Origin of the sequence: Prevotella sp. MGM1 (assembly GCF_002933775.1) — a bacterium.
In the GTDB taxonomy this organism is placed as follows: Bacteria; Bacteroidota; Bacteroidia; order Bacteroidales; family Bacteroidaceae; genus Prevotella.
Genome location: NZ_BEWV01000131.1, coordinates 1 through 16,176, shown reverse-complemented (window position 1 = coordinate 16,176; position 16,176 = coordinate 1). Strand labels below are relative to the sequence as shown.

The window sequence follows — 16,176 nt, the reverse complement described above, 5'->3', positions numbered from 1 at the left end:
GTGTTGCTGACAAGAAGTTCTTCCTGTTCCGTATAGCAAACCTTTACGCTTATCCACACTAATTTTCTACTGACCCGATTTTTCCGGTTCTTGATTTGTATGTAACGAATTTGTTGAGTTATTTTTCAATGTCGTTTCTGTCGGCTTCATGTGAATTACAGTATGAAAATACGTTTTTTTTGATATGATTTCGCTACCTTTGTGAAATAAAGACAATCTTGAAAACAAATCAGAAAAAGACACAATGAAAAGACATCACATTGTTTTACTGGCGGTCACCGCCATGATGTTTACAGCTGTAGGCCGCCTGTACGCCGCAGCGAGACCATGGGATAACGGACGCTTGAGAGTATCGGCCGACGGCCGTTTTCTTATGTTCGACAACGGCCGGCCGTTCTTCTGGCTCGGCGACACAGGCTGGCTGATGCCCGAGCGGCTCAACCGTGATGAGGCTGAGTACTATCTCTCGCGCTGCGAGGCGGCCGGATACAATGTCGTGCAGGTGCAGGTAATCAACGGCATACCTGCTTTCAACGTATACGGACAGATGTCCATGCCCGCCGGTTTCGACTTCTCCGCTGTCGATCGCAAGGGCGTTTACGGCTATTGGGACCACATGGACTACATCATCGATCGTGCCGCCGCTCACGGAATATACGTCGGCATGGTATGCATTTGGGGCGGCATGGTGAAGGCCGGACAGATGAACGAGGCTCAGGCGCGCAGTTATGGAATGTTTCTCGCCAACCGATACAAGAACCGCAAGAACATCGTGTGGATAATGGGCGGCGATATTCAGGGCGACATCCGCACCGGGGTGTGGGACGCGCTGGCCACGACGATAAAAAGCATAGACACCGGCCATCTGATGACCTTCCATCCGCGTGGCCGCACCACGTCGGCAAGATGGTTTAACGACCGTGCATGGCTCGACTTCAACATGTTCCAGAGCGGTCACCGCCGCTACGGTCAGCGTATGGGAAACAAATATTATCCCATTCCCGACGGCACGGAGGAGGACAGCTGGATGTATGTCGATTCGGCGTGGTCGTATAAGCCGGTAAAACCGGTTATCGACGGAGAGCCGAGCTATGAGGACATACCGCAGGGGCTGCACGATGCCGGTGAGCCGCGGTGGACGGCCGCCGACGTGCGTCGCTATGCCTACTGGTCGGTGTTCGCCGGCTCATGCGGACACACATACGGCAACAATTCAATCATGCAGTTTGCCAAGCCGGGAGTGAACGGCGCATATTTCGCCGACGGCAATGTCAAACCGTGGTACAAGGCTATGGACGACCCGGGGTTCAACCAGATGAAGTACATCAAGCGTCTGATGCTCGCCCTGCCTTATTTCGACCGTATTCCCGATCAGGGTGTCATATCGGGCAACGGTATCCGCTACGAACGTCTCATCGCCACCCGGGGCAAAGACTATCTGCTGGTATACAACCACACGGGGCGTGACATGACCGTCGACCTCAGTAAAATCAGCGGAAAGCGTAAGAACGTGTGGTGGATGAACCCCGCAAACGGGGCGCTGACGTATCTCGGCGAGCATGTATCAGGGATGGCCGTGTTCCGCCCACACACAGACGCGACCGGCATTGCCGACGGAGTGCTCATCGCCATCGACTCGTCGAAAAGCTATCTTGGCGTGGCAGCATCCGAAATACCCGATAGTGATGCCGTCGCGGCAGAGAGAGACAGAACGGAATGAGTGGCGGTGACTTTGTCGTTCACTTATTTGTGAATATCGGATAGAATTATTAACTTTGCAAAAATATGGCTGTGGCCGCAAGCCGATACGGCATGCGAGAAGCCGGGCCGGACAATGGTCTTTTCTTAAGCGGCTGGCAAGGGTTGGCAAGATGGCAAACGTGCTGTGTGGTGCGGCCCGAAACAGGAACGCTGAAAGACAGTAAATGCGGCATGTCGTGCAACGGACGGTTATGCGGCATGAATCCATACGATAACGAAGATAATAAAAAATACAGATGGAAAAAGTGATTTTGACCGGTGACCGCCCCACCGGTAAACTGCATCTCGGCCACTATATAGGCTCATTGCGCCGCCGTGTGCAGTTGCAGAATGAGGGCGACTACAAGCAGATGTTTGTTTTCATGGCCGATGTACAGGCACTGACAGACAATGCCGACAATCCCGAGAAGATACGACAGAACCTCATCGAAGTGGCGCTCGACTATCTTGCCGCCGGTCTCGACCCGGCCAAGTGTACGCTTTTCGTGCAGAGCCAGATACCGGAGCTTGCCGAACTGACCACATATCTGATGAATCTTATCACCGTGTCGCGTGTCCAGCGCAACCCTACTGTGAAGACCGAGATAAAGATGCGCAACTTCGAGGCCAACATCCCGCTCGGCTTTTTCTGCTATCCGGTGAGCCAGGCGGCCGACATCGCCCTGTTCAAGGCTACGACAGTGCCGGCCGGCGAGGACCAGGAACCGATGCTTGAGGTGACCCGTGAGTTGGTGCGCCGCTTCAACTCAACGTATAGTGAGGTGCTTGTCGAGCCAAATATAATGCTTCCCGAGAATGCCACGGCACGCCGTCTGCCGGGTACCGACGGCAAGGAGAAGATGAGCAAGAGCCTCGGCAACTGCATATATCTGAGTGATTCGGCCGAGGAGGTATGGCAGAAGGTGCGCTCCATGTATACCGACCCCGACCACTTGCGTGTCGACGATCCCGGCAAGGTGGAGGGCAATGCCGTATTCACATATCTCGACGCATTCTCGACAGATGCCGATTTTGCCGATTTCTGGCCCGAATACGCCAATCTCGAGGAGTTGAAAGACCACTACCGCCGTGGCGGATTGGGCGACATGAAGTGCAAGAAGTTCCTTAACACTATCCTGAATAACATGCTCGAACCGATGCGTGTGCGTCGCCATGAGTTTGAGCAGGATATCCCCGAGATATACAACATACTGAAAAAGGGTACCGAGCAGGCCCGCCACACGGCCGCACAGACCATGGACGAGGTGCGCCGCGCGATGCGGATCGACTATTTCGACGATGCGGAACTGATAAGTATGCAGGCCGAGCGTTTCAGGAACAAGTAGGAGCGGCCGCCGGTCGGGGCCGGCTGCTTATATCCGTTGCGGCCGGATATTGGTATCATTGATACCGTGCGGCTCGTTATATGTCGGTAAGTGAGGCATGTCGCATGTCTCGTCACGATATGAAAACAGCCTGAGGGCATTATCGCTCCTCAGGCTGTTTTTTTGTTTGCGGGTATGAATGGCCCCGTCATTGTCTTATTTCTTCTCCGGCATCTTGTTTTCCGGACGGGCTATACCGTCTGCCGTTGCGCGGTCGGCCATTTTCTTTATTCTCTTGGCCGTGTCGGGATGTGATGAGAACATCTTGTCGAGTTTGCTGCCCTTACCTGCTCCGGCCTCTTCTTCAAGTTTTTTGAGCTTCTCGAACGACAGGGCTATAGACCACGGGTTCTTGCCGTTCTTCTTGAGGAAATCATACCCGTAGTCATCCGCCTCGCTCTCCTGTTTCTGCGAGTAAGATGAGTTCAGCACCGCCTCTCCGAGGCTTCCGAGCTGCGACTCGGTCAGTTGGGCGGCTTTGCCACCTGTTGACGCGATGCCGTCTTTGAGAGCGGATGTGAGCAATGCTGTGCGGAACGCCTTTTTGGAGTGTTTCAGTGCCACATGGCCGAGCTCGTGCCCGATGACGCCGAGCAACTCATCGTCTGTCATGATGTCCATCAGCGACGAGAATACGCGCACGCTTCCGTCAGGACAGGCGAATGCGTTCACGTCGATGACGTAGTAAACCTTGAAGTTGAGCGGAATACCCTCAACCTCTGTCAGTCCCTGGGTCAGTTTTTTCAGGCGTACGGTATACGGGTCGTCATCGGCACATACCTGGTTGTGCTTGTCCATCCAGTCTATCGACTCTTTCACGTATTGTGCCATCTGCTCGTCTGTCAGCGTGGCCGCCTTGCCGGCTTTCAGCGCACCGCTCGCCGCCTTGCCGAGATTGAATTGTGCCATTGCCGGTGTGGCACATGCCATCAGCAGCATCAATGCTGCCGTCTTGATAGATTTCATCTTCATGGATTAATTGTTTTTATAGGGTTATTTGTTGTCGCATATAAGGTTTTCGCCTGTCATGTCGGCGGGTTGTTCGAGTCCCATGATGTGCAGGATAGAAGGAGCCACGTCGGCCAACCGTCCGTTTTTCACTGTCGCGCTGTTGTTGTCCGTCACGTAGATGAACGGTACCGGGTTGAGCGAGTGCGCGGTGTTTGGCGAGCCGTCTTCGTTGACGGCATTGTCGGCGTTGCCGTGGTCGGCTATGATTATAGCCTCGTAGCCGTTGGCCTTGGCCGCTTCTATCACGTCGCGTACGCAGTTGTCCACGGCATGCACGGCCTTTGCTATGGCGTTGTATATTCCGGTGTGGCCGACCATGTCGCCGTTTGCGAAGTTGACAACGATGAAATCATATTCCTGGGTGTTTATCGCCCCCACGAGCTTGTCTTTCACTTCGTATGCGCTCATTTCGGGTTTGAGGTCGTATGTGGCTACCTTTGGCGACGGCACGAGTATGCGGTCTTCGCCCTCATAGGGTTGCTCGCGGCCTCCGTTGAAGAAGAATGTCACATGGGCGTATTTCTCTGTCTCAGCAGTGTGCAACTGCTTCTTGCCCATGCTGCTGAGATACTCGCCCAGGGTGTTCTCCACGTTCTCTTTCGGGAAGAGGATGCCGACACCGGTGAACGATGCGTCGTAAGGTGTCATGCAGTAGTATTGCAGGCCCTTTATCGTGTGCATTCCCTCCTCTGGCATGTCTTGCTGTGTGAGTACCTGTGTCAGTTCCTTTGCTCGGTCATTGCGGAAGTTGAAGAATATCACCACGTCGCCTTCTTCTATGCGTCCGTCGACGTTTGCGTTTGTTATCGGTTTGATGAACTCGTCGGTCACGCCCTCGGCATAACTATCCTCCACGGCTTTCACCATGTCGTCGGCCTGTCTGCCCTTTGCTTCTACAATGAGGTCGTAAGCCTCTTTCACACGGTTCCAGCGCTTGTCGCGGTCCATTGCGTAGAAGCGGCCGATGATGCTTGCTATGGCAGCGCCGTTGGCCTCGCATACGTCTGTCAGCTCTTTGATGAAGCCGGCGCCGCTCTTGGGGTCGGTGTCGCGGCCGTCCATGAAGCAGTGCACGAAAGTCTTTGTCAGACCGTATTCCCTGCCTGTCTCCACGAGTTTGTAGAGGTGGTCGAGCGAAGAGTGTACACCACCGTCTGACGTCAGTCCCATCAGGTGCAGTTTCTTGCCGTTTTCCTTGGCATAGCTGTATGCCGCCACAATACCCGGATTCTGCATTATGGAACCGTCTTTGCACGCGCGGTTGATTTTCACCAGGTCCTGATATACCACACGGCCGGCACCGATGTTGAGGTGGCCTACTTCCGAGTTGCCCATCTGTCCGTCGGGCAGACCCACGTTCTCTCCCGAAGCCTGCAACTCAGAGTGTGAGCTGACGGCCGTGAGATAGTCGAGATACGGGGTCGGCGTGTTGAATATCACGTCGCCGTTGCCATGTTTTCCGATTCCCCATCCGTCGAGAATCATCAATAACGCTTTTTTTGCCATAGTTTATTTATTGTTTAAATGATATTTGTCTTTTTGCGGTATGCGGTATTCCGGCCGGTTTGTTACCGGCAGATGGGCTTGCAGCCATGTAACGCGCGTTGACCGTCAATGGCGCAGTCAAACTCTTCTTATTAAAATAGGTTGAGTTCGACTTGCAAAAGTAATAATATTTGGGCGATTGGCAAAATGCGTGAATATAAAAGAATGAATAAAAGAAAGACAATACTTGCGGTAATCACGAATAATGTTTACAAAAAGCCTTTTAAAACTCGCCCGTTTCAAAATTAAAAGCCAAAGGCCGGAAATAAACGAGTTATGAACTGCTTTTCACAACCACCTGTATATCAACCCGATAAACCCACCATACCTGCTTTCCATACCACACCAACTCCACCTGCCTGAAATATTTTTTCCATTCAGCGTCCCGTTGCCTCGCATTTAGACGCTAAACGCAAGCCAACGGGACGCTAAACGCAACGCAAACGGCAACCAATCGCCCTGCAACGGGCATCCCGTTGCAGGGAAATGATGAAGTTATTCGTTTTTTTAAAATATTCTATCGCATTGTGTATAGCTTTAGGTATCGTGATAATTTTCTATTTCGAGGAAAAACAAAGTGTTAATTTGATGATTTTATTCTTACATTTATCTGCGTAAAAAGGCGCTTAAAGGTAAAAAAGGTGCCTTTTTACCTTTAAGCGCCTTTTTACCTTTTTTACCCTTTTACCTTTAAAAAACGTATATCCGGTAGTTCTTCACGCTGCCCGGGGCACCTTGTTCGGCTCTTGGCAGATATTCTATTCCGGTTATGTCGCGCGGCGTCCCGAGGTCTATGACTATCGTGTGTGGATACCTGTCGGTAGGTTTGGTGTTCCAATATGTCGACTCTTGCAGGTCGAACACCTTGTCTGCCGTGTGGTTTCCGCCTGCGGTGTCCTCGCTGTCGCAGTATCCCGCCGACCACGGCTCCCGGCTCAGTCGCCGCCCTTTGTTGTCGAGGGCGTACAGTTCGGCTATCGCCGCCGTCTGTCCGCCGTCGTGGGCATCGAGGCATTCGATGGCTATGTAGCGGCCCGAAGCCTGCGCAAACGTTATTTTCTGCCAGCCGTTGCCTGATGCGAATGCTCCTGTTGCGGCCGGCCTCATGGCGCTAAGCATAGGAGCGGTCTTGTCGGTTTTCGTCTTTTTGACTTTGAGTTTGTTCAGCTCGGGTGTCGTCTGTCCGTGGCATGTCGTCTCTTTCGGGTTGGTGATGTCGAGCACGATCAGCTCGTTGCGTCCTTTTTTCAGCCAGCATCCCGGCAGGTAGAGCGTCTGTTGCGGGCCGATGCTCCAGAAACGCCCCAGCGCATGCCCGTTGACATATACCTGTCCTTTGCCCCATCCTTCCATGTTCAGGAACGTGTCGCCCGTTTTTTTGAGCGTGAAGTGTCCGCGGTAGTATCCCCGCCGATCCATTGTTTTCGAGCTTCCGGGGGCTTTAGCGGCAGCGTCGAGTGCCCTTACCGCTGTCGTGTAGTCATCTGATATTCGGCTGACGGTCCAGTTTTTCAGGTCGTGCGTCACCACATGTCCGTATGTCTCGGCCGTCATTGTCACAGTGCCGGTGATGCCCTTGAAGTCTTTTATGGCCCGTCCGAAGTTTATCCGTCCCATCGCCTCGACGAGTATCGTCAGCTTGCTGCCTCGTTTCACGGGCGGCATGCGCAGCGTGCGTTCTTTCTTCACCCGGTCTATCGTGCCTATGTGACTGCCGTCTACAAATATCTGGGCGTAGTCGTGCGCCTCGTCTATCGTCAGCAGCGACGGGGTGGTGATGCCGGGCAGCGTCGTCTCGTATATCATCGCTCCCCAGCCCATGTTCATCTCCTCCATGGTGACGGTGTTGCGGGTGGTCGCAGTGCTGTCTACGCCAAGGCAGACAGGTGCGAACTCGGTGAGCGTGAACTTGGGAATGCTTATTATGCCGGCTGCCGGGCGGGGCATGGCAGGCAGCTTCCAGTCGGCATATTTCCGCATGGTGGCCCGCAGTTCGTGGTATTTAGGGGTGGCGGCACCCTGCTCGTTGATGGGCGCGTCGTAGTCGTAGCTCGTCACGTCGGGGGCAAATCCTGGGCTGTTGGCTCCCGCCCAGTGGCCGAACGATGTGCCTCCGTGTGTCATGTACAGGGAAAACGATATGCCTTTCGACAGCATCTCGTCTATTCCGGCCGTCATCTTGGCCGCCGGCCGTGTCTCGTGGCGCGCTCCCCACTTGTCGAACCATCCGCTCCAGAACTCCGAGCACATCTTCGGCTCGTCGGGCCTAAGTTCGCCAAGGCGTTTGAACTGGGCGTCGATGTTGGCTCCGGTGCCGAAGTTCATTGTCCATGTGAGGTCGTCGAGACCGTTTTTCGTGAAGTTGCTTGCCCAGTCGCACTGGAAGAGCGCCACCTTGTCGAAGCCGGCCGAGCGAACGATGTCCCGTATCTCGCTCACATAGGCCTTGTCCTCTCCATACGACCCGTACTCGTTCTCCACCTGTACCATGATTATCGGGCCGCCGTTCTGTATCGTCAGCGGGGCAAGCTGCTCGCCTACCTTATGCTCGAACAGCCGCACCCGCTCCATAAAATACGGGTCTCTCTCGCGCAGTCGTATGTCTTTCTTTTTAAGAAGCCACCACGGCAGGCCTCCCATCTCCCATTCGGCACACACGTACGGGCCAGGCCGCATGATGACATACATGCCGTTTTTCTGCGCAATCCGGCAGAACTCGGCCACGTCGTTGCCGCCCGTGAAGTCGAACTCGCCTTCGCGTTGCTCGTGTATGTTCCAGAAAATGTAGATGCAAACAGTGTTCATGCCCAGTGCCTTGCACATCCTGATGCGATGTTCCCAGTACGGTCGGGGGATGCGCGGATAGTGAATTTCGGCCGCTTTTATCACAAACGGCTTGCCATTGAGCAGGAATGTGCCTTTACCGACGGTGAAATCGCCGTTTTTTGAGCTTCCGGCCGCCTGCGATGCTGTTGTGGCAGCCAGCAGAAAGATGCTCATCGCAATGCTCTTTAGGTTTCTGTTGAGTCGCATGGTTTTGTTGTTTTGTCAGTATGTAAATTGTATGTGTGTTATTTTGTTTTCGTTGTTTTGTCCCGTTTCATCGTCGTGATGTTTCAATATGGAGGCCGTGCCGTTCATACGATTTATGCCTGTCCTTATATCGCCGACATCTTTATTCCGGTCTTTGTATGTACCCCGGCGGCTTTATGCTATCCGTCGACTTTCATGTTGTCTATCTTCATGCGTATATACTCACGGAACTCTTCGCTGCCCAGTATCTCGACACTTTCGAAGAGGCCGAGCACGAAACGTGATATGCCCAGATAACTGCACACGTCGAGGCTCACAATCCAGTGGCTCGCGTCGTCGGGAGTGATGAAGGCGGCCGATTGGGGATATTCTTCGAGCATTATGTTGCGGGCCAGCCGGCCGAGGCGAAGCGTGACGGGAAGGCGTTTCTCGCCGCTGAACATGAATATGTCGGTGAAAACTTTTTTGTGTCGTGCCTCGTGAATCTGGTCATCTGCAAGTATCATGACAGACTCTATGCGGGATATCTTGAATGTCTTGTTCTGTCCGGAAGCGATCTCGTAGCACCGTATCTCATTGTTGTTGTCCATGAACATGAACGGTTCCACTACGCGGTTGGCGGTGGTGTTGCTGTGGGGCGATGAGTAATTTCGCAGGATGACAGTCTTTTTCATCTTTATCGCGTCGTAGAGCGTACTCACGTTGTCGGCGTCCTGCTCGCGTAAGGTAACGTTTTCGAGAATGTCGAGATCGTATAGGCGGGTCAGTTTGTTTTTAAGGTGTTGCACATGCAGGCTGTTGTCGCTCGCACGGTCGAGCAAACGGCGCATGGTGATGGCCTCGTCTTCGGTGAAATGGACTTTTTTGAACAGTCGTGTGAAGAACTGGGAGTTTTTGTCGAGGCTGTAGCAGGTGCCACGTTTCTCTACCGTGAAGCCGCTGTCGCGGAAGAAATCGATGTAGTAGTATAGCGTGCGGCGCGATATGCCGAGGCGTTCGCACATCTGTTGCACGGTGTAGTCCCGGTTTTCGGTCATCAGGAGCATGAGCGATAGCTCTCTGTCAAGGTTGCTGTGTCGCATTGTCGGTCGTTGTTTGGAAGTCGAGCGTGAGCTGGCCGTCGCCCAGCAGGTTGTAACTTTTACGATGGAATGGGGTTATCCCGAAGTTTTTTATCGCCTCACGGTGCTTTCTTGTGGGATAGCCCTTGTTGCTTTTCCAGTCGTATTGCGGATGTTTCAGGGCCAGTTCGGTCATATAGTCGTCTCTGAAAGTCTTGGCAAGGATACTTGCCGCGGCTATTGACAGGTACTTGCCGTCGCCTTTCACGATGGTGGCGTGCGGCAGGTCACGGTATTTTTTGAATCTGTTTCCGTCTACGATTACAGCCTCAGGCCGCACGTCCAGTTGGTCTAAGGCACGGTGCATGGCCAGAAAACTGGCGTTCAGGATGTTTATCCGGTCTATTTCCTCGGGCGTGACGATGCCCACCGCCCATGCCACTGCGTCGCGTTTGATTACCTCCCGCAGTTCATTGCGCTTTCGCTCTGTGAGCTGTTTTGAGTCGTTCAGGTCGGCGTTGACATAATCCGGCGGGAAAATCACGGCCGCGGCATACACGCTTCCGGCAAGGCATCCGCGCCCGGCTTCGTCGCATCCGGCTTCAATCAGTCCTTCGTGGTAGTGGCTTTCAAGCATGATCGTATCTCTAAATGGATGTTAATATTTAAGAATGGTTAACTATATATTTTCGATAGTGAACCCTTTGTGCACAAAACGGTCGTTCCTTTGCAATGTAAACAGATGCTTATACCTGAATATGTCAGATGTAAACAGCATAAGATAGCATATAAATAACAAACAGTTTAAATAAAGAACCATGATGTTAATAGGCATTATAATCTGGCTTATCGGTACATTCCTGTCACAAGCGACAGGGCATGGGAATTGAAGTCGGTAATTTAACGTAAGAGTAAAACAAGTATCACAACATCTAAAATAAGTATCACAACATTTAAAAACAACGCTATATGAAAAATGAAATGACACTCACGGCAGGTCGCCCGGCGGCACAAGGCGCATCTATAAACACCGCAACAGTGGCCAAATTGGCAGTAAAAGCACTCGGTATGGTATGCAAGTATTACTCATACGTACTTGGACAACCCGTAGGAATACGCCGGATGCTGCACCTGTTAAACGCCCAACTGGCATTCTTCTGCACCGTAGTGCCCGCCGCGTGCCCGTTTGTCGTACGCCTGTTATTCCTCTTCTGGCTGATCTCGGCACTGCTGAAATGCAAGAACGACGGTGTCAGAACATCTTGCTGACCCGCCGTACTCCAGCCACAAGGGCATCAATCTCTTCCTTTGTGTTGTATAACGCGAACGAGGCGCGCACCGTACCTTGTATTCCCAGACGGCGCATCAGCGGCTCGGCGCAGTGGTGCCCCGTGCGGACGGCAATTCCGAGACGGTCGAGCAGGGTGCCCATGTCGAGGTGGTGGATATCTCCCACGAGGAAGGATACCACCGCGTCCTTGTGCTCAGACTCGCCGAAAAGCCTCATTCCATCGATTTTTCTCATCTCATCCATGCAGTATCGGGTCAGCATTTGCTCGTGCGCCGCTATGTTTTCAAGACCGATATGTTCCATATATCCGATAGCCGTGGCAAGGCCGTGGGTAGCGACATAGTCGGGAGTTCCGGCCTCGAACTTGAACGGCAGGCTGCCGAACACTGTCTTGTCGAAGCTTACGCTTTCTATCATCTCGCCACCGCCCTGGTAAGGGGGCAGCTTCTCCAGCCATTCTTCTTTACCGTAAAGTACTCCGACACCCGTCGGACCGTACATCTTATGCCCGCTGAACACGAAAAAGTCGCAATCCATCGCCCGCACGTCTACCTTGAAATGCGGCGTGCTTTGCGCTCCGTCGATCATGACCGGCACCCCGTGGGAGTGTGAGATGCTTATTATCCGTTCCACAGGATTTACCGTTCCGAGCACGTTGCTCACGTGGGCGAGGCTCACGATCTTCGTCTTGTCATTCAATAAACGCTCGAATTCATCGAGATCAAGCTCTCCTTTATCGTCGATTGGCACCACACGGATGGCAATGCCCCGCCTGGCGGCCTGCAGTTGCCATGGTACGATGTTGGAGTGGTGCTCCATCTCGGTGACAATCACCTCGTCTCCCTCTTTCATGAACTCGTCGCAAAACGACGACACCACGAGATTGATGCTCTCGGTGGTGCCCCGTGTGAAGACAATCTCGCTCGTGCCGCGGGCGTTTATGAAGCCGCGCACCCTCTCGCGGGCCGCCTCGTGCAGGTCGGTGGCCTGCTGTGAGAGATAGTGTACGCCACGGTGCACGTTGGCATTGACGTTCAGATACTCGTCGCGCATGGCGTCGAGCACGCACAACGGCTTCTGTGTCGTGGCGGCATTATCGAGATATACGAGCGGTTTGCCATACACCTCTCTCGATAGAATGGGGAAATCTTCGCGTACAGCGGCTAAATCATAACTCATAGTTCAATGTGTATTATTATTTGCACAACTTGCATCCGTCGCACTTTGCGAGCTCACCCCTGAAGCGTTTCTCGACGAGATGATGCAGGCGGTCGCGCAGGGGGGCGAGCTGTATGGAATCTATCACCTCGTTGATAAAGGCGAACTGAAGCAGCAGCTTGGCCTCTTTGAGCGATATTCCGCGCTGGCGCATGTAGAAAAGGGCTGTGTCGTTGAGCTGTCCCACGGTTGATCCATGCGCGCACTTGACATCATCCGCGTATATCTCGAGCATCGGTTGTGTATACATGTGGGCCTCCTTGGTGGCGCACAGGTTCTGATTTCGCATCACCGAGGCGGTCTTCTGTGCGTCTTTCATCACGAGAACACGTCCTGCGAATGCTCCCGTCGCCTGTCCGTCAAGTACATATTTATACAGTTCGTTGCTCTTGCAGTTCGGCGCTTGGTGTACGATCAGCGTATTATTGTCCACCCGTTGTTTCCGGTCGGCTATCACACAGCCGTTCATGCGGCACTCGGCTCCCTGTCCGGTCATGGTGACATCGGTGCGGTTGCGTGTCGTCCCGTTGTGCAGCGTTATCATGTTGTGGTTCACCCGGCTGCCGGCAGCCTGCTCTATATACAGGTTGCTGACGCGGACGTTCTTTTCGTGTGTCTCTTCGAGGCAGTAAAGGTCGAGTGCCGCGCCTTCGCCCACATACGCCTCTACCACTTGCGTGGTGAGAAAACGGCGGTCGTCGGCCGCATGGTCGCAGAATAGAAGTTTGATTTCCGCTCTCGGCTCGACGATGATGAGCACCCTGCGGTTTACCATCAGGTCTACATCCGAGCGCAGGATATTTATGACCTGCACGGCACGTTCCACCCTGACACCTTCCGGAACATACACCACGAGTCCGTCTTGGGCAAGCATCGTGTTGAGAGCCGTCACGGCGTCATCCTCCGTGCGGGCCGCTTTCGAGTAGTATCTGGCGATGAAATCGGGCTTTTTTGATGCCAGTTCTTTCAGTGAGCCAACTATCACACCATCCGGCAACTGGCTTTTCGGCATATTCTTGGTATGGAAAGAGTCGTTGACGATGAAGTAGAGCGATGTGCTCAGGTTGGGCACGTCGCATTTGAAAGCGTCGTATGGATTTACGGGGATGTCGAGTCGGTTGATGTTCAGTCCGTAGTCAGGCTCGAACAGCTTTGCCATTTCGGTGTATTTATACCTTTCCACCTTGCGTGTGGGGAAGCCCGACCGTCGGAAATCATCGAGCGCGCGGTCGCGAACAGCGTTCATCGGCTCGGCGCTGTGCCTGCAAATCATTTCCCGGCAATCGGTGTAAAGGTCGATATATTGTTTCTCGCTCTGCATGTTTTCGCCTTGTTTTAGTCTTCCACCTCTGCTTTTATCCAGTCGTAGCCCCGCTCCTGAATCTCACGGGCAAGCTCCGGACCTGCCGTTTTGACGATGCGTCCGTTGTATAGCACGTGTACCACGTCGGGCTTTATCATGTCGAGCAAGCGGTCGTAGTGGGTGATTACGATGCAACTCGTCTCAGGTGTGCGCAGCTTGTTCACACCATCGGCCACTATTCGCATGGCGTCCACGTCGAGTCCGGAGTCGGTCTCGTCGAGGATAGACAGCTTGGGTTCGAGCATCGCCATCTGGAATATCTCGTTGCGCTTTTTCTCTCCTCCGCTGAAACCCTCGTTGACGGAGCGGTTCGCCAGTTTGGAGTCAAGCTCCACGATTTTCCGCTTCTCTCTCGACAGCTTTATGAAGTCGCCAGCCGACAGCGGTTCCTTGCCTTCATACTTGCGCTTCTCGTTGATGGCGGCACGCATGAAGTTGGTCATCGACACACCCGGAATCTCCACCGGGTACTGGAACGAGAGGAACAAGCCCTCATGGGCACGGTCTTCCGGAGCCATGTCGAGCAGGTCCTTGCCGTTGAAAACGGCCTCGCCGCCGGTCACCTCATAGAGCGGATTGCCCACGAGCACGGCGCTGAGGGTTGATTTCCCCGAGCCGTTGGGTCCCATGATGGCGTGTGTCTCGCCGTCTTTTATCGTGAGGTTGATTCCTCTCAGTATCTCTTTGTCGCCTATTCTGGCATGAAGGTCTTTTACTTCTAACATAATATCGTCGTTCTGTTAACTCTTCCTTTGTATTTGTTTTTCCGTATTACTGTCATCCCACCGTGCCTTCGAGCGATACGGCGAGCAGCTTCTGTGCCTCGACGGCAAACTCCATGGGCAGTTTGTTGAGCACGTCTTTCGCATATCCGTTGACAATCAGGCCGACGGCCTGCTCCGTGGGTATGCCACGCTGGTTGCAGTAGAACAGCTGGTCTTCGCTGATTTTGCTTGTCGTGGCCTCGTGTTCCACTATTGCCGTGTCGTTGTGTATGTCCATGTAGGGGAACGTGTGCGCGCCGCACTCGCTGCCCAGAAGCAGCGAGTCGCACGAACTGTAATTGCGTGCGTTATCCGCCGTGGCGGCCGCCCTTACCAGTCCACGGTATGAGTTCTGGCTCTTGCCCGCCGAGATGCCTTTCGATATGATGGTGCTCTTGGTGTCGCGGCCTATGTGTATCATCTTGGTGCCCGTGTCGGCTTCCTGGTGGTGGTTGGTGACTGCCACGCTGTAAAACTCGGCCACCGAGTTGTCGCCCCGCAGTATGCACGACGGGTACTTCCACGTTATTGCGCTTCCAGTCTCCACCTGCGTCCACGACAGTTTGCTGCCCGCTCCGCGCAGGTCGCCACGCTTGGTCACGAGGTTGAGCACTCCGCCCCGTCCATTCTCGTCGCCGGGATACCAGTTCTGTACTGTCGAGTACTTCACCTCGGCCCGTTCCTTCACTATTATTTCCACGATGGCGGCGTGAAGCTGGTTCTCGTCGCGCATCGGTGCCGTACACCCTTCGAGATAGCTCACGTATGAGTCGTCGTCGGCAATGATGAGCGTACGCTCGAACTGCCCCGTGTTCCGGGCGTTGATGCGGAAATATGAGCTTAGCTCCATCGGGCAGCGTACACCTTTGGGTATATACACGAACGAGCCGTCGCTGAACACCGCGCTGTTGAGTGCCGCGTAGTAGTTGTCGCGGTATGGCACCACCGTGCCGAGATACTCTCTCACCAGTTCGGGGTGGTCTTTGATGGCGTCGCCTATCGAGCAGAATATGATGCCTTTCTCGGCCAGTTTCTCCTTGAACGTGGTCTTCACCGACACCGAGTCCATGATGGCGTCCACCGCCACGCCGCTCAGTGCCAGCCTCTCTTCGAGCGGGATGCCGAGCTTGTCGAATGTTTTCATCAGCTCGGGGTCAATCTCTTTCTTGCCCTCGTCTTTCTTCTTTGCCATCGGGTCGGCGTAGTACGATATCGCCTGATAGTCAATCTCGGGCAGGTGCACATGTGCCCATGAGGGCTGTGTCTGGCTTTCCCAGTAGCGGAAGGCTTTCAGGCGGAAGTCGAGCATCCACTCCGGCTCGCCTTTCTTGGCCGATATGAGCCGCACCACGTCCTCGTTCAGTCCCTTGTCTATTATCTCGGTGTGAACGTCTGTCGTAAATCCGAACTCGTATTTCTTGTCGGCCACTTCCCTGACAAACCGGTTCTTTCCGCCGTCTGTCATCTCCTTGTCATTATCCTTGATGTCTGTTGCCATTCTTTCACTGTTTGCCGGCGCACGGCCGGAATGCTGTTGAGAATGCAAAGTTACGAAATAATGGTGCTTTGAGCAAAAAAATATCTTTAAAAGAACTTTAAGAAGATGGCAATAGATAAAGGTTTTAATGTCACTGCCTTGATTCCTATGTAAATTTTCTTTAATTGAGGAGCCTTACTTTTTTTATAATAAATCCGCAATGCCCATAAATAGGCACAAGCCGAAATTCCGGTGCATGGATTTTAGGAAAAGTGTTAAATTTGCGTC

General features: G+C 53.5%; 12 protein-coding genes. 3 read left to right on the top strand and 9 right to left on the bottom strand.

Annotated elements, in window-relative coordinates; genetic code table 11:
* Nucleotides 1-244: 244 nt before the first annotated feature.
* Together MoGM_RS04600 and trpS are read left to right on the top strand one after the other, a co-directional pair.
* A complete protein-coding gene (locus tag MoGM_RS04600; RefSeq protein WP_104368957.1) occupies nt 245-1,720 on the top strand; it encodes a glycoside hydrolase family 140 protein in 1,476 nt (491 codons plus the stop codon).
* Nucleotides 1,721-1,997: 277 nt separating this feature from the next.
* Nucleotides 1,998-3,086 carry a tryptophan--tRNA ligase gene (gene trpS, locus MoGM_RS04590; RefSeq protein WP_104368955.1) on the top strand — a complete coding sequence of 363 codons (1,089 nt, stop codon included), beginning with the start codon at nt 1,998-2,000 and terminating at the stop codon, nt 3,084-3,086.
* A gap of 195 nt (nt 3,087-3,281) precedes the next feature.
* Here the strand turns inward: trpS and MoGM_RS04585 are convergent, their stop codons facing one another.
* The 5 genes from MoGM_RS04585 to MoGM_RS04565 all read right to left on the bottom strand — a co-directional run bounded on the left by MoGM_RS04585 (nt 3,282) and on the right by MoGM_RS04565 (nt 10,412).
* A complete protein-coding gene (locus MoGM_RS04585) occupies nt 3,282-4,097 on the bottom strand; it encodes a M48 family metallopeptidase (RefSeq protein WP_104368954.1) in 816 nt (271 codons plus the stop codon).
* 21 nt (nt 4,098-4,118) lie between these two features.
* Nucleotides 4,119-5,642: a 2,3-bisphosphoglycerate-independent phosphoglycerate mutase gene (gpmI, locus tag MoGM_RS04580; RefSeq protein WP_104368953.1), complete on the bottom strand. Its 1,524-nt coding sequence runs from the start codon at nt 5,640-5,642 to the stop codon at nt 4,119-4,121.
* 729 nt (nt 5,643-6,371) lie between these two features.
* Nucleotides 6,372-8,714 carry a beta-galactosidase gene (locus MoGM_RS04575; protein ID WP_233210165.1) on the bottom strand — a complete coding sequence of 781 codons (2,343 nt, stop codon included), beginning with the start codon at nt 8,712-8,714 and terminating at the stop codon, nt 6,372-6,374.
* Between the two features lie 179 nt (nt 8,715-8,893).
* Complete coding sequence (locus MoGM_RS04570) at nt 8,894-9,796, bottom strand: YafY family protein (protein WP_104368952.1); 903 nt, start codon at nt 9,794-9,796, stop codon at nt 8,894-8,896.
* Entirely contained in the window at nt 9,777-10,412 is a 636-nt protein-coding gene (locus tag MoGM_RS04565; RefSeq protein WP_104368951.1) for a ribonuclease HII, read from the bottom strand. Before MoGM_RS04565 ends, MoGM_RS04570 begins: the two co-directional genes overlap by 20 nt.
* A 332-nt stretch (nt 10,413-10,744) precedes the next feature.
* Here MoGM_RS04565 and MoGM_RS04560 point away from each other — a divergent pair, with 332 nt between their 5' ends.
* On the top strand, nt 10,745-11,044 hold the full coding sequence (locus MoGM_RS04560) for a hypothetical protein (protein ID WP_104368950.1): 300 nt from the start codon (nt 10,745-10,747) through the stop codon (nt 11,042-11,044).
* Here MoGM_RS04560 and MoGM_RS04555 read toward each other — a convergent pair.
* Genes MoGM_RS04555 through sufB form a run of 4 tightly spaced genes read right to left on the bottom strand, consistent with a single transcriptional unit; the run spans nt 11,028 to nt 15,876 of the window.
* Entirely contained in the window at nt 11,028-12,245 is a 1,218-nt protein-coding gene (locus MoGM_RS04555) for an aminotransferase class V-fold PLP-dependent enzyme (RefSeq protein ID WP_104368949.1), read from the bottom strand. The two genes, MoGM_RS04560 and MoGM_RS04555, sit on opposite strands and share 17 nt — an antisense overlap.
* Before the next feature lie 16 nt (nt 12,246-12,261).
* Nucleotides 12,262-13,605 (bottom strand): Fe-S cluster assembly protein SufD, encoded by a 1,344-nt coding sequence (gene sufD / locus MoGM_RS04550; RefSeq protein ID WP_104368948.1) that lies wholly within the window; start codon nt 13,603-13,605, stop codon nt 12,262-12,264.
* Nucleotides 13,606-13,619: 14 nt separating this feature from the next.
* Nucleotides 13,620-14,372 carry a Fe-S cluster assembly ATPase SufC gene (sufC, locus tag MoGM_RS04545; protein ID WP_104368947.1) on the bottom strand — a complete coding sequence of 251 codons (753 nt, stop codon included), beginning with the start codon at nt 14,370-14,372 and terminating at the stop codon, nt 13,620-13,622.
* A 52-nt stretch (nt 14,373-14,424) separates the two neighbouring features.
* Nucleotides 14,425-15,876 (bottom strand): Fe-S cluster assembly protein SufB, encoded by a 1,452-nt coding sequence (gene sufB / locus MoGM_RS04540; RefSeq protein ID WP_104368958.1) that lies wholly within the window; start codon nt 15,874-15,876, stop codon nt 14,425-14,427.
* Nucleotides 15,877-16,176: the final 300 nt, after the last annotated feature.